Source organism: Streptococcus sp. NLN76, assembly GCF_015686645.1.
In the GTDB taxonomy this organism is placed as follows: Bacteria; Bacillota; Bacilli; order Lactobacillales; family Streptococcaceae; genus Streptococcus.
In genome coordinates this window covers 23067-39213 of sequence record NZ_JADPMS010000015.1, presented here as the reverse complement: position 1 = coordinate 39213, position 16147 = coordinate 23067, and the positions used below count along the sequence as shown (strand labels likewise).

At 37.4% G+C, this 16147-nt stretch carries 28 protein-coding genes and 1 pseudogene; 24 read left to right on the top strand and 5 right to left on the bottom strand.

Features of this window, described 5'->3' with window-relative positions:
• Positions 1 to 222: 222 nt before the first annotated feature.
• From I1A59_RS04365 to I1A59_RS04350, 4 genes are all read right to left on the bottom strand, one after another.
• Positions 223 to 1719 (bottom strand): RNA-binding domain-containing protein, encoded by a 1497-nt coding sequence (locus tag I1A59_RS04365; RefSeq protein ID WP_196091596.1) that lies wholly within the window; start codon positions 1717 to 1719, stop codon positions 223 to 225.
• A gap of 220 nt (positions 1720 to 1939) precedes the next feature.
• A complete protein-coding gene (locus I1A59_RS04360) occupies positions 1940 to 2488 on the bottom strand; it encodes a hypothetical protein (RefSeq protein WP_196091595.1) in 549 nt (182 codons plus the stop codon).
• Positions 2489 to 2504: 16 nt separating this feature from the next.
• Positions 2505 to 2891, bottom strand: a complete 387-nt coding sequence (locus tag I1A59_RS04355; RefSeq protein WP_196091594.1) for an ImmA/IrrE family metallo-endopeptidase — start codon at positions 2889 to 2891, stop codon at positions 2505 to 2507.
• 2 nt (positions 2892 to 2893) lie between these two features.
• The gene (locus I1A59_RS04350; RefSeq protein WP_196091593.1) at positions 2894 to 3241 is read right to left on the bottom strand and encodes a helix-turn-helix transcriptional regulator; all 348 of its coding nucleotides are present in this window, start codon (positions 3239 to 3241) and stop codon (positions 2894 to 2896) included.
• 484 nt (positions 3242 to 3725) lie between these two features.
• On the opposite strand from I1A59_RS04350, the gene I1A59_RS04345 reads away from it, so the two are divergent.
• The 3 genes from I1A59_RS04345 (at position 3726) to I1A59_RS04335 (ending at position 4531) form a co-directional block, all read left to right on the top strand.
• Positions 3726 to 3917 carry a hypothetical protein gene (locus I1A59_RS04345; protein ID WP_196091592.1) on the top strand — a complete coding sequence of 64 codons (192 nt, stop codon included), beginning with the start codon at positions 3726 to 3728 and terminating at the stop codon, positions 3915 to 3917.
• A gap of 9 nt (positions 3918 to 3926) precedes the next feature.
• A complete protein-coding gene (locus I1A59_RS04340) occupies positions 3927 to 4127 on the top strand; it encodes a hypothetical protein (RefSeq protein ID WP_196091591.1) in 201 nt (66 codons plus the stop codon).
• A gap of 107 nt (positions 4128 to 4234) precedes the next feature.
• Positions 4235 to 4531, top strand: coding sequence for a hypothetical protein (locus tag I1A59_RS04335; RefSeq protein ID WP_196091590.1), 297 nt, complete (start codon positions 4235 to 4237; stop codon positions 4529 to 4531).
• On the opposite strand, the gene cas2 is transcribed toward I1A59_RS04335, so the two are convergent.
• A complete protein-coding gene (cas2, locus tag I1A59_RS04330; protein ID WP_196091589.1) occupies positions 4515 to 4784 on the bottom strand; it encodes a CRISPR-associated endonuclease Cas2 in 270 nt (89 codons plus the stop codon). The genes I1A59_RS04335 and cas2 overlap by 17 nt on opposite strands.
• Before the next feature lie 388 nt (positions 4785 to 5172).
• On the opposite strand from cas2, the gene I1A59_RS04320 reads away from it, so the two are divergent.
• From I1A59_RS04320 to I1A59_RS04220, 21 genes and pseudogenes are all read left to right on the top strand, one after another.
• Positions 5173 to 5457 carry a DNA-binding protein gene (locus I1A59_RS04320; protein ID WP_196091587.1) on the top strand — a complete coding sequence of 95 codons (285 nt, stop codon included), beginning with the start codon at positions 5173 to 5175 and terminating at the stop codon, positions 5455 to 5457.
• A gap of 10 nt (positions 5458 to 5467) precedes the next feature.
• Positions 5468 to 5749, top strand: a complete 282-nt coding sequence (locus I1A59_RS04315; RefSeq protein WP_196091586.1) for a hypothetical protein — start codon at positions 5468 to 5470, stop codon at positions 5747 to 5749.
• Positions 5750 to 5759: 10 nt separating this feature from the next.
• Positions 5760 to 6101: a hypothetical protein gene (locus I1A59_RS04310; protein ID WP_196091585.1), complete on the top strand. Its 342-nt coding sequence runs from the start codon at positions 5760 to 5762 to the stop codon at positions 6099 to 6101.
• Entirely contained in the window at positions 6098 to 6583 is a 486-nt protein-coding gene (locus I1A59_RS04305) for a siphovirus Gp157 family protein (protein ID WP_196091584.1), read from the top strand. Before I1A59_RS04310 ends, I1A59_RS04305 begins: the two co-directional genes overlap by 4 nt.
• A complete protein-coding gene (locus I1A59_RS04300) occupies positions 6580 to 7281 on the top strand; it encodes an AAA family ATPase (protein ID WP_196091583.1) in 702 nt (233 codons plus the stop codon). Before I1A59_RS04305 ends, I1A59_RS04300 begins: the two co-directional genes overlap by 4 nt.
• Entirely contained in the window at positions 7238 to 8650 is a 1413-nt protein-coding gene (locus I1A59_RS04295) for a DEAD/DEAH box helicase (protein WP_196091582.1), read from the top strand. The genes I1A59_RS04300 and I1A59_RS04295 overlap by 44 nt, the downstream gene beginning before the upstream one ends.
• 2 nt (positions 8651 to 8652) lie before the next feature.
• A complete protein-coding gene (locus I1A59_RS04290) occupies positions 8653 to 9135 on the top strand; it encodes a DUF669 domain-containing protein (protein ID WP_196091581.1) in 483 nt (160 codons plus the stop codon).
• 4 nt (positions 9136 to 9139) lie between these two features.
• Positions 9140 to 9937, top strand: coding sequence for a bifunctional DNA primase/polymerase (locus tag I1A59_RS04285; protein ID WP_196091580.1), 798 nt, complete (start codon positions 9140 to 9142; stop codon positions 9935 to 9937).
• Positions 9927 to 11459, top strand: a complete 1533-nt coding sequence (locus tag I1A59_RS04280) for a DNA primase family protein (protein ID WP_196091579.1) — start codon at positions 9927 to 9929, stop codon at positions 11457 to 11459. Before I1A59_RS04285 ends, I1A59_RS04280 begins: the two co-directional genes overlap by 11 nt.
• 273 nt (positions 11460 to 11732) lie before the next feature.
• Positions 11733 to 12053 (top strand): VRR-NUC domain-containing protein, encoded by a 321-nt coding sequence (locus I1A59_RS04275; RefSeq protein ID WP_196091578.1) that lies wholly within the window; start codon positions 11733 to 11735, stop codon positions 12051 to 12053.
• Entirely contained in the window at positions 12037 to 12204 is a 168-nt protein-coding gene (locus tag I1A59_RS04270) for a hypothetical protein (RefSeq protein ID WP_196091577.1), read from the top strand. Before I1A59_RS04275 ends, I1A59_RS04270 begins: the two co-directional genes overlap by 17 nt.
• Positions 12188 to 12796 carry a MazG-like family protein gene (locus tag I1A59_RS04265; protein WP_196091576.1) on the top strand — a complete coding sequence of 203 codons (609 nt, stop codon included), beginning with the start codon at positions 12188 to 12190 and terminating at the stop codon, positions 12794 to 12796. Before I1A59_RS04270 ends, I1A59_RS04265 begins: the two co-directional genes overlap by 17 nt.
• A complete protein-coding gene (locus tag I1A59_RS04260; RefSeq protein ID WP_196091575.1) occupies positions 12797 to 13069 on the top strand; it encodes a hypothetical protein in 273 nt (90 codons plus the stop codon).
• A gap of 48 nt (positions 13070 to 13117) precedes the next feature.
• On the top strand, positions 13118 to 13300 hold the full coding sequence (locus tag I1A59_RS04255; protein ID WP_196091574.1) for a hypothetical protein: 183 nt from the start codon (positions 13118 to 13120) through the stop codon (positions 13298 to 13300).
• Positions 13293 to 13475: pseudogene (locus tag I1A59_RS09600) on the top strand (helix-turn-helix transcriptional regulator); the annotation flags it as partial. The gene I1A59_RS04255 and the pseudogene I1A59_RS09600, both read left to right, overlap by 8 nt.
• Positions 13476 to 13645: 170 nt before the next feature.
• Entirely contained in the window at positions 13646 to 13993 is a 348-nt protein-coding gene (locus tag I1A59_RS04245) for a DUF1372 family protein (RefSeq protein WP_196091572.1), read from the top strand.
• Positions 13980 to 14186 (top strand): hypothetical protein, encoded by a 207-nt coding sequence (locus tag I1A59_RS04240; protein WP_196091571.1) that lies wholly within the window; start codon positions 13980 to 13982, stop codon positions 14184 to 14186. Before I1A59_RS04245 ends, I1A59_RS04240 begins: the two co-directional genes overlap by 14 nt.
• 53 nt (positions 14187 to 14239) lie before the next feature.
• On the top strand, positions 14240 to 14644 hold the full coding sequence (locus I1A59_RS04235; RefSeq protein WP_196091570.1) for a hypothetical protein: 405 nt from the start codon (positions 14240 to 14242) through the stop codon (positions 14642 to 14644).
• A 1-nt stretch (position 14645) separates the two neighbouring features.
• A complete protein-coding gene (locus I1A59_RS04230; protein WP_196091569.1) occupies positions 14646 to 15188 on the top strand; it encodes a DUF1642 domain-containing protein in 543 nt (180 codons plus the stop codon).
• A gap of 120 nt (positions 15189 to 15308) precedes the next feature.
• Positions 15309 to 15608 carry a hypothetical protein gene (locus I1A59_RS04225; protein ID WP_196091568.1) on the top strand — a complete coding sequence of 100 codons (300 nt, stop codon included), beginning with the start codon at positions 15309 to 15311 and terminating at the stop codon, positions 15606 to 15608.
• Between the two features lie 109 nt (positions 15609 to 15717).
• Positions 15718 to 16137, top strand: coding sequence for a DUF1492 domain-containing protein (locus I1A59_RS04220; protein ID WP_196091567.1), 420 nt, complete (start codon positions 15718 to 15720; stop codon positions 16135 to 16137).
• The last annotated feature ends 10 nt before the right edge of the window (positions 16138 to 16147 follow it).

Genomic DNA, 16147 nt, shown 5'->3' with positions numbered 1-16147 from the left:
ATTTACCCTCTTTTTTCTAGTTAGTTTCTGAAAGATACTAACTAGAAAAAGGAGGCCAGGCAACCACGGGGCGCCTAGAACGCACAAAATTCTATCAAAAACTGTCCAAGATATTGACTGAAATCCATGGGTACAGTAAAAGGTCCGGCAGTAGCTGCAGGGTTTTACTATACGATTGTTACTCCTCACACTAAAACTTGGCGGTGGAAGTGTGGGGAGATTTTATTTTCTAGAGATTCTATCTTCTATATCTTTTAAGAACTGTTTCATTAAATAATATTGTTCTTGAGATGATTGCTTGAGGATATACAGCGTACCACGACCTTTCCCTTTGCGTTCGATATATTCGCTACTAATGAGACGATCAAGCGCATTTCTATATGAATATTCTTGACCTTTTAGCCCTAGTTCTTCTTTTATTTGTTGTGTTTTAATGCTTCCGTTTTTCATAATAAACTTCAGTATTGATTTATCAGGCTCTTGTAGTTTATTTAAGTTATGTTCTATATCAACTTTCCATATTCTGAGAGTTGTTGACCGAAAGTCGGAAAATATTTCTGGTAGCATTAATTGATATTTAGTAGCTGTATCAAAAATTTTAGGTCCACCACTTCCTGCCTTTTCTGAAATTCCTATTCTTCTCAAAAAAGTTGCGATGGTAGGATTTCTGATGCTAGAAGTATTTCCTTTAATGAACTCTTCAACTGTAACTCTCATATTTCCAGGATTATAAAATTCATAATAGTCAGGAAATGCGGAAATTTTAATAGGGAAATCAGAATCATAATATGCATGCATAAGAGAGTTTACGAGTGCCTCTCTGAGAGACTCTTCTATATCTTTTTTAAATGGCATACGAGTCTGATTTTCATCTAGTGCAAATGAATCTTTTGTAGTAGCAAAAAGTTTTTCCAAAACGATTGTGAAGAACTCAAAGATATTTAGCTCAGGGAACGAAGCGTCCCCAGTTGATACTCTGTCAATCCATCTGCTATTGAGACTACTATCTTTTTCAAAATAGTCAAGTTGAAAATGAGGAAATCTGTCAACAATGGAGTTATATCTACCGAAGAACAGCAGTCCTCCAGTTGTCAACTTATAACTTCCATCCCCATTCCTATCTTTTTTGTAAGCTCCGATAGATATCAACATTTCTTCGAAATTTATATCTTCATATTTCGAGTCTTGCTTTGCTAGAAGCTTTTGATATTTTATTAGTGTTTTTGGATTTAGATCATCGATATCAAAATTAGGTAGGATTTCAGAATCAATATCATTTTGAGATATAGTAATTAGATATTTAAGTTGAGCAGGGGTTGCCAGGCGATCGCCCTCTCCTAAACGTATATATGTTTGACGTATATCGTTTTTTAAATATACGGGTTTAGATTGATATGGAGCTTCTCGAACATTTATAATAATCAGATTTTTCTCCTCTTTAGTCCGTAGAATAGAAATGTCGTTATCTGAGATTAGGTTACAACTTATTTTCTGAGGATTATTAAATTGATTCAATAAATCATCGTACATTTTTTGAGCATTCTGTACGCCTTGTATTGGAGGTTTTGCTTTCTCGTCAACCCCTAATATAATAACTCCACCAGTAGTATTTGCAAAGGCTGAGTAGGTTTCCCATAGAGAGTCGGGAATACTATTTTTGGCTTTTTTATATTCCATATCAATCCCTTCTGGGAATTCAAAATTTAGATTAATTTTCATATTTCTCACGATTTTCTCACGATTATTTTTTTATAAAAAGCTGATATGATGCGATTTAGGCATAATGGGTAAAGAGTTTTCTCACGATTTTCTCACGATTTTCTCACGATTATTTTTTTATTCATCATTTGTTTCCTAAATAAATTCCCTCCCCCACCCCCCCCCTTGACTTTCTGCTTCGGCGTTGGTGAGGGGTAGTCGGTTAATCCTGGCTGTGGTGTCACCACATACCAAGAAAGTTTCTTAGGTTATCTGCTTGAGCCTCGGTTAATCTGGTGTTAATTTCTTTGAGTTCTTGAGTTTCGATATTGCGGAAGGTGATTGTAGCCTTCCCTGGCTTTTCGATAGTTGTAGTAGTAGAAGTGGACTTAGAGTTTCCTTTTTTCTTACCACTTGCTCCAGCTATCCCACCTACTACAGTGCCAACAGGATTGATTGTAGCTCCAATTGCGGCGCCAATTAATGTGCGGCCAGTTCTTCCTTTGGTTTCTTGTTTTCCAGTTGTTACGGTTTTGGAAGATATTTTTGAACCAGCGAAACTAAAAGTTACGAATTCAAGTAATTCAGGAGTTTCGGAATAGAAACCAAGGTAGTAGTGACCATCAACTGTTTTTCGAATAGTTTGAGAGCTAGTAAATTGATTTGGTGCAGGGAGCTTAAAAGTAGTTTCACTATTTGCCTTTTTACGCATTTCATTGGCCTTTGAAACACCATCTATTGTTTTCTCTGTTGCGGATTTAGCAAATCCTTTTAACTTTTCAAAATTCATAGCAATCTCCTTCTGCCTACATAGCTTTAACTAATCTATAGTATTCATCAACAACCATAACCTCATCGGCAACGGTATGTAGATCATTTAACTTCATGAACTGTATGTAATTAAAATCTTTGACATCATCTAATTGTGACATTGCGTCTTCCATCAGATAGCGAATCATTGTTTTATTTGCTTGTAATTCAAACTGTTCATGTCGTCGTTCGTATTGACTAGAGTCATGATCTAAATGACCTAATTCATGATAAATCACTCGGCGCTTAGCATCTTCTGACAGTGACTTATTAACAAAGATGACTTGAATTTTATCAATGTAAATCCCTGGTCGTGGCCATAGGTCATTATCAAAATATGCTAAGCAAACACCGTGTGACTCAGTTAGCTCTTCTAGTAACATAGCTATCTTCCTTTTAGATAGATTTCAATTATATTGGTAATCGCCTCTACGTCCTCATCAGTAAGAGGTTTACCATCAAAAGTTTTTGCATTAACAGCCATTTCTCGTAAATCTTCACGAGTATAGCCAATATCGTTGTCAGCAAGATTAGGGTTATCGGTCCTACCAAGGAGGTAATCCAAGGATACATCAAAATAATCAGCTATTTCTTGCAAGCGTTCAGCGCTGGCTTTTTGCTTCTTTAAAGAATAGAGTGTATTTCGACTGTAACCTAATTTTTCTTCTAAAGAATTTATAGAGTGACCTTGTTTTTTTGCAAGGTCTTTAATTCTTTCAAATGTAGGGAACATTGATTTATCAACCTTTCAGCGAGATTGACAAAAAATATTTAAATTATTTAGTTAAAATTTGTTGACAAAATTAAGTATATAATTTAAAATAATTTTTGTAAGATGATTGAGTTAGAAAAAAACGAAGTCAAAAACATTATAAAAACTAAATACCGACGGTCGCCAAACTGTGTTATTAAATGTTTTATCAGTGTTTAAAACGTTGTTTTTTCTATGATTTAATTTTAAATTATGTATTTAAAATTGTCAAGAAATTATGTGTTTTTCTAACTTTTTCACTTACATTGTTCTTTGACAATGGAATAGAAACGTGGTAAGATTTAGGTGTATTGGAAAAATTCGCACATTAGTGCCAACAGAAAGCCTCTAAGTCCTACAAGACCTAGGGGCTTTTTTTCGCTACTCATTCATTCTAATATTCGCCACGTTTCTATCCATTCGATAGGAACGTTTTTTAGTACCAACAGAAAAGGAGGGGAAGCCTATGCCTAACACAAACGATGGGCGTCAAAAGATTTTGGACTATCTAAAAGAGAATAATCTTTCAATGACAACACTGGCAGTCCAGTACGGAATGGTTCGTCAAGATGTGACCAATATCTTGAATGGTAAGCTACGAAATCCACAAGCAAATCGATTCATTGCTCGTGTGATTGAAGATTTTAAGATTCGATAGGAGGGTGTTATGAAAAGCAATAAGATAGTGGAATACAACGACTCAATTTTCATCAACGGAGTGAAAATTCCGTTTGTTTTAAAAGATTCTATTAAGTTAAGTGCTGATGATGAGCCAATTATCACACTTTCCATCGTAGTTTCTGAATATCGAAGGGTGTTTAATAAATCGTCTTCAGAAGAGCAGTCTGAATATAACTTTGACAATTGATGAAAGATTCAAAGGTCACGGTAGCGACAGTTTTAAGTTACTAGTGTCTAAAAAACTTAACGTTCGTGAAAGCTGGACGACTTTAAAAGAATAGGAGGTAGTGATGGATGATTTTTAATAAGCGTGACAAACGAATTAATCTTGATGAAAATAGCCCCTGTGTAAAAAAAGAGGCTGAGGTGAAAAGATTAGAAAAAGAAAATGAAATGCTGAGGGCGGAATGTAGTTTCCTACGAAAGATGATTGCTGATGAACGTAAATTTTTTTGGGAATCTCTGAAATATGATTCAGTTGAAGAGTATAGGAAAGTTTTACATATTCAACGAGGGCATAAAAAAGAGTTGCAAAAAGCAACTCTAGTAGAAAAGTCACACTACGGTTTTCCTGCTAAAAAATGTGATTAGCAAGAAAATCCCAGTTATCTTTAGAACCCCATCCATAGTAATTGTCTGTCAATTCTGCTATGAAAATATCATCATTCTTATCAATAGCCTTTGCGAGAATTTCATATATTTGGACAGGTACCTTAGATGTTTTAACAATCCACACGGATTTTTGAAGTTTACAATATGCGCCTAATGACTCGATTGCCTTATATAAATCTTCATATTTTTGATTTGGAATGTTTAAGTCGTAGCAAATAATATATGGTTTCATACTTCTTCTCCTTTCTGTTAGATTTTGAGTAAAAAGAGTGTAAAGGTTTTCTACTCAAAACTATTATATCACCTAGAAAGGAAAAACACACTATATTGAATACAAAGATACAAAAAACACAAGATATAGACAAAAACTTGTGGGATTCAATTGAAAAAGTGATTAATGAGCGGGAAATGTCTATATATAGATTGGCAAAAATTACAGGAATCCCTAGAACTCAGATTTACGCCCTGAAAAGGGGATATCAGAAGTCATTTAGTTGGGGTTACATGGTTCGGATTGCTGATGCGTTAGATGTTAGTCTGGACATATTTCGCTAAGTAAATAAAAAAAGACGCCAACTACAATTGGCGCCGTCAACAAAATATTATAAGGAGATTCTACCATGGATACGCTTTTGAATCAACTGTTGGACCAGTTTGAAGCTGGGCTGATGGATAGAACAATGAAGGTGATGAGAATTGCTGCAGATGAAAAGTACAGCTTTCCGATGGAATTAAACAAGAAGCAGTGTGCTCGAATGTTACTTGGAACGGACGATACGACGACATTTGACAGTCGATTCAACAGTCACCAAGATTTTCCAAGAATTGACTGCAAGCGAGACAAATTTCCAAGAGATGCAGTCATTGAATGGTACGGCAAAAATTGGATGAGAACAGGTATTTAAGGAGTTAACAATGCTAGAAACAATTAAAAATTTATCAATTATTTTCGCACTAAATGTCGCATCATTATCTGCGCTTCATCTCATGATCAAAGCGGCACGCTTGAAGCGTAAGCGAAAACGAGATGCTGAACTTGCAGCAGTCAAAGCTCAGGCTTACGAACAGGCTAAATTTGACCTGGAGCAGAAATACGACCAGGAACGGGAAGAGTACAAACGGAACTACAGAATGCTTGAAGTAGATTATGACCGCGCTGCCATGGCTAAGCCAGCTAATGTGATTGAGATGTATTAGGGGGTTAGATATGAATAATGCAGAACGAATTAGAGAGTTTTATAGAGACAATCCAGAAGTTTCTAGAGCTGAAGCAGCTAAACAATTAGGGATCAAGGAGACAACTGCCAGAGCCGTGGTTTCGAAAGATGTCAAGGCAGGTCGGGCTATTTACACAGAAACGGGTGGTGTAGATTATTCACATTATTTTAATACAAACATGGCGAAAAAAGACTTGATGGACTCTAAAAACTCAATCCGTTGGGAATTGATAGATCATCTCATGAACGCCGTACGGAAAGAAACAGATGGAGATAAGTTATCGAAACTATCTGACAAAGTCGATAAATTATTGAAGGAGATTACAGAATGAATATGTACAGTTTAGTTGCTGAATATGAGTTTTTGCGTGATTACATCCCCGAAGATGGAGAAGAAGATTTATTAGAGTCTAGATTAAAAGAACTTAATGATGCTATCGAGGTGAAAGCTGAAAATATTGCTAAAGTTCTTTTAGAAGAAGATGTCGCGATTGATGGTATTGATAAAGAAATTAAACGCTTAAAGGAGTTTAAAGAGAGTCGTGAGAAAAAGAAAAAGAAACTCAAATCAATCTTGTTTGAGAGTATGATCAAAGCAGACAAACGCAAATTCAAAACGGAATTATTCTCTTTTAACATCCGAAAGAATGCTCAGTCATTACTGATTGAATCAGAAAAGGATATTCCAGATGAATATTTCAAAGAAAAAACCGAAATCAAACTGGATAAACGTGAGTTGCTTGCAGACATGAAAGAAGGTCTTGTCATTGACGGTGTATCACTTCAGCGGACAGAAAGTTTGGTGATTCGATGAAAATTACAAGAGCTACAGAGTTAACAAACCATGATGCCTGTATTTTGATTTATGGAAATCCTGGATTTGGAAAAACTTCAGCACTGAAATACCTCCCAGGAAAAACCTTGGTTATTAATATCGATAAATCCGCTAAGGTTCTAAAGGGATGTGAAAACATTGATATTGCCGATGTGGATACGCATAAAATTTGGGAAGAATGGCTCAATCTAGTCAAAGAACTATTAAGCGGTGCTAGTCAACCATACGATACGATTGTTGTCGATAATGTATCTGAGTTATTCCGTGCATGTCTGGCTAATTTAGGAAGGGAAGGGAAGAATCATCGTGTGCCTAGTCAAGCTGACTATCAGAGAGTTGATTTTACGATTTTAGACAGTTTGCGTGCTCTCCAACAACTAGATAAGCGGATTGTATTCACCGCTTGGGAAACCAGCGATCAATGGACCGATGAAAATGGCATGATTTACAACAGGGCCATGCCAGATATTCGGGCTAAGATCCTAAATAACTTTTTAGGACTTACCGATGTAGTCGCTAGACTTGTTAAAAAGACAACGGAAGATGGAGATGAGATCCGAGGTTTCATTTTGCAACCTTCAAACAGCGTTTATGCCAAAAATCGTTTAGACGATAGAAAGGGGTGTAAAGTGGATGAGTTATTCACTCAGGAACTATCAGAAGGAACTGATCCGTAATATCATTAATTCGATGAAAAAAGGACACAAAAAAATTATGGTTCAATCACCGCCTCGATCTGGTAAGACGGTAGTCATGGCCCATATAGCCAAAAGCGCAACAGACCAAGGAAAACAAGTTCTGTTCTTTAGTCATAGAAAAGAAATCAATGAGCAAGTTGCAGAGACCTTTATTCGAGGAGGAGTGAATATATCTCAGGTTGTAATTGGAACCGTCGGTAGCCTAGTAAGGAAATTGGAAAGTCTACCACCGCCGGATTTAATACTGGTTGATGAAGCTCACCATATTAAAGCTAAGCAATATCAAACCATCTTGAAGTTTTTCGATAAAGCCATACAACTATTTTTCACAGGCACTCCCATCCGTTTAGATGGAGCTGGGTTTCATGATTTAGCAGATGATTTGGTAGTCGGAAAGTCAATTCAGTGGTTACAAAAACACGGGAATATTGCAGAATTTGACTATTATTCAGTGAATTTACTTGATATGGCAAAACTTAAGAAACGTTCGGGAGAATTTACCAACGGATCGGTAGATGCCGCTCTAGATTTCAATACAGAGTATGGTGACTATCTTGATCATTATGAGCGTTTAGCTAAAGGGAAGCAAGCTATCGTCTATACCCATAGCGTAGAGTACGCTGAGAGGGTCGCTAAGCGTTTTTCTGAACACGGCTATAAATCTGCTGTAGTTTCGGGTAAAACGCCTAGAAACGAACGAGAGGGAGCAATGCGTGCCTTTCGCGAAGGTCGTTTAATGATTATGGTCAACGTGAATCTTTTTACAGAAGGAATAGATCTGCCTGGTGTTGATGTTTGTATCATGCTTCGTCCCACAGCTTCTTTGTCTTTATACTTACAATTCGCTATGAGAGCCTTAAACCCTCGTGAGGGTAAGAGAGCTATTCTTATTGATCACGTAGGAAACCATTTAAGGCATGGTTTACCAAATGATGATCGTGAGTGGACTCTGGACGGAACCAAGAAGAAAAAGAAAGAGTCTGAGAAATCTCCGGTCACTTGTGAAAGATGTTTTGCGACATTTTGGAGAGAACGATTAAAAGATGGCCATTGTCCCTATTGTGGAAATGAGGTAGTCAAGAAGAAAGAGATTGAGGAGTTGGAACGTCCACAATCCAATGTAGAACTTCAAAAAATAAATCAAGATATGGAATTCATCAATATCCGTGGTGAATCAGTCGAAGTCACAAGAGCAGAAGCTATTGTTTTTCACCGTGTTGAACGTTACGGAAAACAGTATAAAAGATGTAAAAACCTTGCCGAATTAAAGGCGTTCAGAATTATCCATGGCTATGCTCCAGGCTGGCTATGGCATAAGCAAAAAGAATTAAATATTTGGAGGAATTAAAAATGTCATTATTTTCAGTTGATTACAAGGAAGCAGATCAGTTTGCATCTATCGAAGATGGTACCTATGAAGTATTTGTATATAGTGCGGAACAGTCAGCATCGAAAGGTGGTACAGATTTCTTAGATATCCGATTAAAAATCCGGGACGATTTCCAGCAGAGATTTAGAAACAATATCATTTTTGACAAAATTTGGATCAATAAAGAAACCTTGCAATATCCCCAATGGGCATTACAACGCTATTCTAAGGCTGTTCAGCTTCCTGAGGGAATGGAAATCCAGAGCATTGAACATTTTTTGGAGTTGATTCAAGGTAAAACTTTGCAGGTTATCGTTAAAAACGAACAATCAGAATTCAATGGAACTACATATGACAATTTGAACGTTAAGAAAATGAATCCATCGACTCTACCAGCTTATACTAGTCAGACAACTACTGCTCCTACACCTAATCCCGCAGATGATTTAGATTTGCCGTTCTAAGCTTATGAATGGAATGGTTGATTATGCACTTCACTATCAAAGATTAGGATACTCAGTCGTTCCCATTGATAAGAAAAGTAAACGGGCTATTACCAAGTATAAAGATAAGACGTTTTCAGAACATGAAATTCGCTTACTTTGGAGAGATAGGCCTGATGCAAATATTGCTATCAAAACGACTGATTTCTTTGTCATTGATATTGATGTAAAAGAAGATGTGAATGGATTCGATTCTCTAAAAGAGTGGGACTTAGCTCAATACATCCCTCCTACATTGTCTGCTAGAACTCCAAGTGGAGGAAGGCACATATACTTGAAAAAACCGCCTGGGGTAGAGATTTCTCAAGATATTAAGATTCGACCAGGGATTGACATCAAAGGGAATCCAAATAACTACGTTTTGGTGCCACCTAGTAATAACATGAGAGGGAGGTATGAATGGGATTTATCTGTTGAAGATATGGCTGTGGCTCCACAAGAGATTGTCGAGATATTACAAAAAGAGAAACCAGCAGGAACTCCTCTATCGTTTACTACGAATTATACTCCAAGAGAATTTTCGAGTAAGACTGCAAAGTTGTTTGAACAGATTGTATTTGGTTTTGGTGATGAAGGTGGTCGTAATGATGCTCTAGCTAGTTTCGTTGGTGGCCTTCTCTTTCGCGGAGTGGATGAGGAGGCTACTTATCTTCTAGCTAAAATTGCCAATCACTATACTCCCAGTCCTTTACCAAACGATGAATTGGATCGAACGTTTGAAAGCATGTTAAGAAAGGAGTTGGATAGAAGAGGTGGCACTTGATATTCAAAAAATAAAGTCTGAGTATTCGAATGTTTCTGTATTGCCAACAGCTTTGGAAAAACCTTCTGATTGGCGTGAAATTCGATTAGCCTGTCGTGATTATCGCGAAGAATGGTTGGAGAATGCTCAGTGGCAAGAAACCCAATACGGAACCAAAGAGAAGAAAGAAAAACTGCCTAGCCGTCTGACGGAATTAGCAGTAGCGGAGGGAATGGAACAGATTTTATACATTGTTAATCTCCCCAATGAACGGGTAGCTATTTATGATCCAGACCATGGTTATTATCATAAAGATCCTAGTTTTGCTTACAGGGTTATTCGATTATTAGAACCTAATTTCAATGAGACAAAGGCTAAGAATGTTTTGTTTATGTTGTCATCTACAACTCGGACATACCATTATGAAGGTTTTTCCTGTGATTTTTCGATTGGTGAATTTAAAGATCCAAAACGTTTTATTTTAGTTAAGAACGGTATCTACGATAAGCAAGAAAAAACTTTGTTGGGATTCACTCATCGTTTCGTGGCTTTTTCCACGATTGGGACGGAATATGACCATTTTGCAGAATCTCCCGATATCAATGGTTGGAATGTTGATGATTGGTTATTAGATTTGATGAGTGGAGATACAGAGTTAGTTACCTTACTGTGGCAAGTCATTTCTGCTAGTTTGAATGGAAATTACTCTTACAGGAAATCCATTTGGTTTGTAGGGGAAGGAAATGATGGTAAAGGGACAGTCCAACAGTTGATTACAAATTTAGTTGGGATGAAAAATATAGCTAGTCTCAAACTGAATCAGTTTTCAGAGCGCTTTGCCTTATCCATGATTGAAGGAAAGACCGTTATTATTGGAGATGACGTCCAAGCCGGGGTCTATGTTGATGAGTCTTCGAATTTCAACTCGGTTGTCACAGGAGAGCCTGTGTTAGTTGAAGAAAAAAATAAACAGCCTTATACAACTGTATTTAAGAAGACGGTTATCCAGTCGACCAATGAACTCCCTCGTTTCAAAAATAAAACTAATGGTACTTATCGTAGATTTACGATTATTCCTTTCAAAAAGACTTTTTCTAGTCAGGAAGATAACTGGGATATTAAAGATAAGTACATTTATCGTGAAGATGTCCTAGAATATGTGTTGAAAAAAGCTCTCGAAATGAATTTTGATCGTTTCATTGAACCAAAGGCCTCTTACGAAGCTTTGGAGGAGTTCAAAGAGACCAACGATACTGTCAAGGCTTTTGTCAAAGAATGGTTTCCTCACTTTAATTCAACTTGCCTTCCCAGCCGCTTTTTATGGTGGTTGTATCAGGAGTGGTGTAGAGATGAGGGAGTGACCAAGTTAACTAAAAGAAAATTTGAAAATCAGTTGGCTAAAAATATTCCTGATGAATGGAAAAAGAAGAGAATGAGACCTTTAAGTAAATTCTTCCCCGATTTGGATATCCCTAAACGATATACAGGTTTTGTTTGGGGGAATGAAGAATATTCAGAAACTACTGTCTGTTACTTTAAATAATATGTTACCGTTTACCGTCTTGTGACCGTTTGAAATTCAAGAACGGTAACAGACGTAAACGCCTATATATCAACGTTTTGGGTTACTTTGTTACCGTATTACCGTTCTACTCTATTGAAATAAAAAAAATAAAATATAAAGAATATATATAAAGAGAAGAGTTAATGGTAACGGTAACTTTTTCGGAAAAAACGTCTGAAAAGCTTGATATGACGGGGTTTTTCTTGTGACCGTTTGAAATTCAAGAACGGTAACAGCATTTTGGAGGGAGATATGAAATCAGAACAAAAGATACAGAATGAAATTCGTGTAGCTTTAAGCGAAGCTGGTCATTTGGTTTTTAGGGCTAATGTTGGAAAAGTCAGAATGTCTGATGGTCGTTGGTTTGATACAGGACTTCCGAAAGGATTTTCTGATTTGTTTGGTTTTAGGTCTGACGGACAGATATTCTTCATAGAAGTTAAAAATCTAAAAGGTAGAGTTAGACCTGAACAAAAAATATTTTTAGAAAGGGCGAAATCTCAAGGGGCGTTAGCTGGTGTTGCCCGCTCTGTTGAAGATGCGCTGGATATTGTAAATGGAAAACAAAATTAAAATTTTCTCAGGTAAAACCACCGAATTTATTGAAGGTGAAGTGAATCATTTTATCGAAGAAAGTGGAGTTGATTATCTGAAATTCACATTAGTGCTAGTTGAGTGGTCTAGAAGTTTTATAGGAGTACTAGAATATGAGTTTGAAAAATAAAGTTGAACAATGGTTCATAGACCGTGGTTTGGATAAGGCAGAACCAAGCAAGCAGTTTCTAAAACTGATGGAAGAAACAGGAGAACTGTTTGAGGGAATTGCTAAGAATGATGAAGCGTTGATTAAAGATGCAATTGGTGACATTCAGGTCGTCTTGATTGGACTTGAGATGCAGTTGGAGAATTTGAGAGATGATTTTGAATTAAGTCAACAGGATAAAGATTTGCTGAATTGGATTCAGTGGTTAGGTTCGTTCGCTTATACCATGCAACGTTCAAGAATTGAAGAAGTGAGAGAAGCTGCTCCTGCTTTGAGATTTTCGAGGGGGGCGCTCACACCTATCGCCCAATCCTTCAACACTACTCCAGGCGAGTGCCTAGAAATCGCCTACAACGAAATCAAAGATCGAAAAGGTAAATTGATCAACGGCGTTTTCGTCAAAGAAGAAGATTTGAAAAAGCATTATGTGGTTGAATACTGGTTCCAAGGTGAGTACCGAGATTCGAAATATTTCGTTGATCGCTCTGCTGCCATGGAGTGGATGGATAAGAATAAACACTCAGTCTACGATTTCAAGATGGTGGAGGTTTAGATGGATGAAATAACTAAACAATTTTATGAGGAAGTTGAGCGATTGGCACCAAGAAACCACAAAAATCAAATCGATTGGAAAACACTTCTTGTAGGTGACTATGACGCAAATTGTTTGGCCAATTACTACCAATCACGAAAAAGAGGTGTATTGCCGCCCGTTTATGTAATCGCTGCTATGATATCGACATTTTCAAAAGAGGAGCTGAAACGATATGCCCTTCATAAATTAAGGACTACGAAGAAGTTGACAAACAAAGTTATAGAAGAATAAGAGAATATTTTTCGCGAAGGTTATTCAGGTAGAAGACCTGGATCGAAAGTGCTAATTGGAACGCCGGAAGAGCGTGAGCTAGAAATCAAGCGCCAGCGAACGGCTTTTGAGAAAAAGAAGCGCAGGAAATTGTTTATGGAGCGTGTTTGGCAAATGGAGGCGGCGGGATTGATAAGTCAGTCTGATTCCAGGGATGGCTACAAGCGGAAAGATGAGTTTGGTTATGAATAGGTTGAAAGAATTAAGAACAGAAAAAAAGCTAACCCAGAAAGAGTTAGCGGACATTATTGGCGTTTCTAAAATAACTATATTACGTTGGGAAAACGATGAAAGACAAATCAAACCCGACAAGGCTCAAGCACTTGCCGACTATTTCGGGGTTCCAGTTGGTTATCTTTTAGGCTATTCAGGCAAATCGCTTTCCATCTCTGGAAATTTAAAAGCAGGCGACAAAATCAATCTCAGAGGCACAGTTGCAACCATCGATGAAACTCTTATCCTTTTTCAAACGGAAACAGGATACACAATTTGGTTGAACCGTGAAGCGGTTGAAAAATCATCTGAAAGGAGAAGTGAATGACTGAACGAGAAAAAGGAATTTTAGAGACTGCTTTGTTCGGTGTCTGGGGTCTGACGGTATTCATCTTTGTGATTATGCTTCATTTTGGGGTCCAGTTACACGAACTAGAGCAGAAAGTGAACCGCTTGGAAATGAGCCAGGTACAGCTTAGACAAGTTTATACTGGACTAACGATTGGCAAGGTCATTGACAAGAAGGAAAAGGACGGCAAGTACACGCTGACGATTGCAGGATACGGAAATTTCTTGGTGAAGAAAGAAATCTATGATGAGTCCGTCTTAGGTGCGGATATGCCAGATGAAATCAAGGAGCGTGTTGAGGTGAAGAACCGTGCAGGTGGATAAAATCATCGCAACCTGTACCAAAATAAACATCAAGCCAAACATTCACTTTGGAGAAGTGCAGGACATTTACGAAAGCCAAGACGGACAAATGCGGTACTACATCAACCGTAAAAATGGCAAGGCGTATTTGTATGCAACGCAGGAAAGGGGGAAGTTTTTATCGGTGGTAAGCGAATCACACAAGATGAGTTAGAATATGTTCGTCACTTTAATAATCAACCAGAAGATAGTAAGGTTGAAGATGTTTTGGAACATCTGGGTGTAAGTAAACGAGCATATTACTTTCGTAGAAATAAAGCTGGTATTACAAAGAAGCATGTTCGTGGATGGTCAGATAAAGAGGTAGACTTTTTAAAGAAAACGGTTAACACTCTTACGATAAAAGAACAGGCTGATATTTTGGGTAGGTCAGTTAGTGCCGTCAAGAACAAACGTTTTGAAGTTCAAGCTGTAAGGTATAATGCTGAATCAAGACTAGAGCAGGTTATGGAATTAGCTGCTAACCAGAAGACAAAGTATGAAATTGCTAAAATTCTTGGAATATCAGTCAGTGGTGTAAATTGGTATCTGTATCAGTATGGTATAGATTACAAGAAGTGTGATGGGTCACACGCTTGGAGAAACGATATGATAACAATTTTTGGGAGGTAACATGACAGAAAAACTAAAATACAAAGTCGGTGATAAGGTGCTGATTGAGGGTAAGATTGACCACTTAGATACTACTGATTCAAGTTATAGATTTGAGACAGAAGATGGTGGTTTTGCGGTATGGGTTTTTGAAGAATACTTGAAAGTATTACAAAAACCAAAAATTCCACAGGCGGTGATGGATTGGTATGAACATCACAAAAGAAGTCATTGGAATGTTCGTAATTATTTTATGCATACCCCAGAAGAGATTGATGATTGGTTTTCTGTAGATTTACAAAACGAACACGCTTTTGTAACACTCATCACCTACGGTCCACAAGCCGTGGAGGTTGAGAAGGAGAAGCTATACAAGGTTAAGGTCAAAAATTTAGCTACTGGATATAACTACCTAATTAAGAATGAAGGTGTTGGTCACTTAATCCTTGGTAATGATAGACCACTAGTTGGTTATACATTTAAATTCACCAAACAAGAACTAATCGAAGCTGGCTTTGAAGGTGTGTTTGATAACCCGATGTTTGAAGTGGAAGAGGTGGAGTGATGGCTGAACGTGAACACCACTGCACTCGTTGCAATAAACTGATTTATGAGACTGACAACGACTTTCACTGGTTTACTGCTTTTAAAAAATGCAAGCTGTGTGCGAACAGGGAGGCGGGAGATGGTTAACATCAAAAAGAGTACCAAGTTCCCTGGCGGAAAGAATAGACAAGTCCTCACAATGTGGGGTGATAAAGTTTATACGAACAATACTTATACAACTGTCTGCCTGTCACGACCAAGTACGAAATATAAATTTATTTCCGTACGGGTGAATGAGCTGAAAAATTTTGAGTATACTGTCAAATTCTTTACTAAACTCTATGGCAAGTACAGTCTGCTAAGCGAAAAGACTGTTGATCATTATGCCAGGGATATTGCAAATAAGCTATTGGAGTTAGGATTGATTGGAGGTAACTAATGTTCAAATATCTAATCTGTAAATTAAAAGGTCACGTCCTAAAGTTGGAACGTGATCATGAGGGCGCTTGGTATGCTAAGTGTAAGAGGTGTGGAGGTAAGGTTAATTTATGACGGATATTCGAAAACGATTAGCATCGCTGAAGTATATCGATAGTAAGGTCAAGTCCAAGCGACAAGAGATTGTGAGCCTTCATTCTGGAATTTTAAAATCGCAGCAGTATTCTGACGAACCCAAAGGTGGAAGTCTGAATAATAAGTCTGAGGATTTGAATATCTTGATTATCGATAGAACTAGGGAGTTGTACGATGAGATCGAATCTCTCCTTGCAGAAAGAAGAGAATTGGTTCAGATGATCGAATCATTAGATGACCCTATGGAAAACATTGTCTTGAGACTGTTATACGTTAATGGTTATTCATGGAGTGAGGTTAAGATGGAACTTAATGCCAGTCATGCAACTATACAACGTGCAAGAGATAAAGCGGTTCGTAATTTGTTAAAGAATGATACTGATGTTAACAAATGATACTTTTTAA

Bases quoted from the DNA above. Each gene is read 5' to 3' on its own strand.
- I1A59_RS04275 (WP_196091578.1), top strand. From the start codon at position 11,733: ATGAAATCAGAACAAAAGATACAGAATGAAATTCGTGTAGCTTTAAGC.
- I1A59_RS04310 (WP_196091585.1), top strand. From the start codon at position 5,760: ATGAATAATGCAGAACGAATTAGAGAGTTTTATAGAGACAATCCAGAA.
- I1A59_RS04260 (WP_196091575.1), top strand. From the start codon at position 12,797: ATGGATGAAATAACTAAACAATTTTATGAGGAAGTTGAGCGATTGGCA.
- I1A59_RS04285 (WP_196091580.1), top strand. From the start codon at position 9,140: ATGAATGGAATGGTTGATTATGCACTTCACTATCAAAGATTAGGATAC.
- I1A59_RS04270 (WP_196091577.1), top strand. From the start codon at position 12,037: ATGGAAAACAAAATTAAAATTTTCTCAGGTAAAACCACCGAATTTATT.
- I1A59_RS04290 (WP_196091581.1), top strand. From the start codon at position 8,653: ATGTCATTATTTTCAGTTGATTACAAGGAAGCAGATCAGTTTGCATCT.
- cas2 (WP_196091589.1), bottom strand. From the start codon at position 4,784: ATGAAACCATATATTATTTGCTACGACTTAAACATTCCAAATCAAAAA.
- I1A59_RS04340 (WP_196091591.1), top strand. From the start codon at position 3,927: ATGAAAAGCAATAAGATAGTGGAATACAACGACTCAATTTTCATCAAC.
- I1A59_RS04365 (WP_196091596.1), bottom strand. From the start codon at position 1,719: ATGAAAATTAATCTAAATTTTGAATTCCCAGAAGGGATTGATATGGAA.
- I1A59_RS04230 (WP_196091569.1), top strand. From the start codon at position 14,646: ATGACAGAAAAACTAAAATACAAAGTCGGTGATAAGGTGCTGATTGAG.
- I1A59_RS04300 (WP_196091583.1), top strand. From the start codon at position 6,580: ATGAAAATTACAAGAGCTACAGAGTTAACAAACCATGATGCCTGTATT.
- I1A59_RS04345 (WP_196091592.1), top strand. From the start codon at position 3,726: ATGCCTAACACAAACGATGGGCGTCAAAAGATTTTGGACTATCTAAAA.
- I1A59_RS04220 (WP_196091567.1), top strand. From the start codon at position 15,718: ATGACGGATATTCGAAAACGATTAGCATCGCTGAAGTATATCGATAGT.
- I1A59_RS04305 (WP_196091584.1), top strand. From the start codon at position 6,098: ATGAATATGTACAGTTTAGTTGCTGAATATGAGTTTTTGCGTGATTAC.
- I1A59_RS04265 (WP_196091576.1), top strand. From the start codon at position 12,188: ATGAGTTTGAAAAATAAAGTTGAACAATGGTTCATAGACCGTGGTTTG.
- I1A59_RS04360 (WP_196091595.1), bottom strand. From the start codon at position 2,488: ATGAATTTTGAAAAGTTAAAAGGATTTGCTAAATCCGCAACAGAGAAA.
- I1A59_RS04355 (WP_196091594.1), bottom strand. From the start codon at position 2,891: ATGTTACTAGAAGAGCTAACTGAGTCACACGGTGTTTGCTTAGCATAT.
- I1A59_RS04225 (WP_196091568.1), top strand. From the start codon at position 15,309: ATGGTTAACATCAAAAAGAGTACCAAGTTCCCTGGCGGAAAGAATAGA.
- I1A59_RS04335 (WP_196091590.1), top strand. From the start codon at position 4,235: ATGATTTTTAATAAGCGTGACAAACGAATTAATCTTGATGAAAATAGC.
- I1A59_RS04245 (WP_196091572.1), top strand. From the start codon at position 13,646: ATGACTGAACGAGAAAAAGGAATTTTAGAGACTGCTTTGTTCGGTGTC.
- I1A59_RS04320 (WP_196091587.1), top strand. From the start codon at position 5,173: ATGGATACGCTTTTGAATCAACTGTTGGACCAGTTTGAAGCTGGGCTG.
- I1A59_RS04350 (WP_196091593.1), bottom strand. From the start codon at position 3,241: ATGTTCCCTACATTTGAAAGAATTAAAGACCTTGCAAAAAAACAAGGT.
- I1A59_RS04295 (WP_196091582.1), top strand. From the start codon at position 7,238: ATGAGTTATTCACTCAGGAACTATCAGAAGGAACTGATCCGTAATATC.
- I1A59_RS04315 (WP_196091586.1), top strand. From the start codon at position 5,468: ATGCTAGAAACAATTAAAAATTTATCAATTATTTTCGCACTAAATGTC.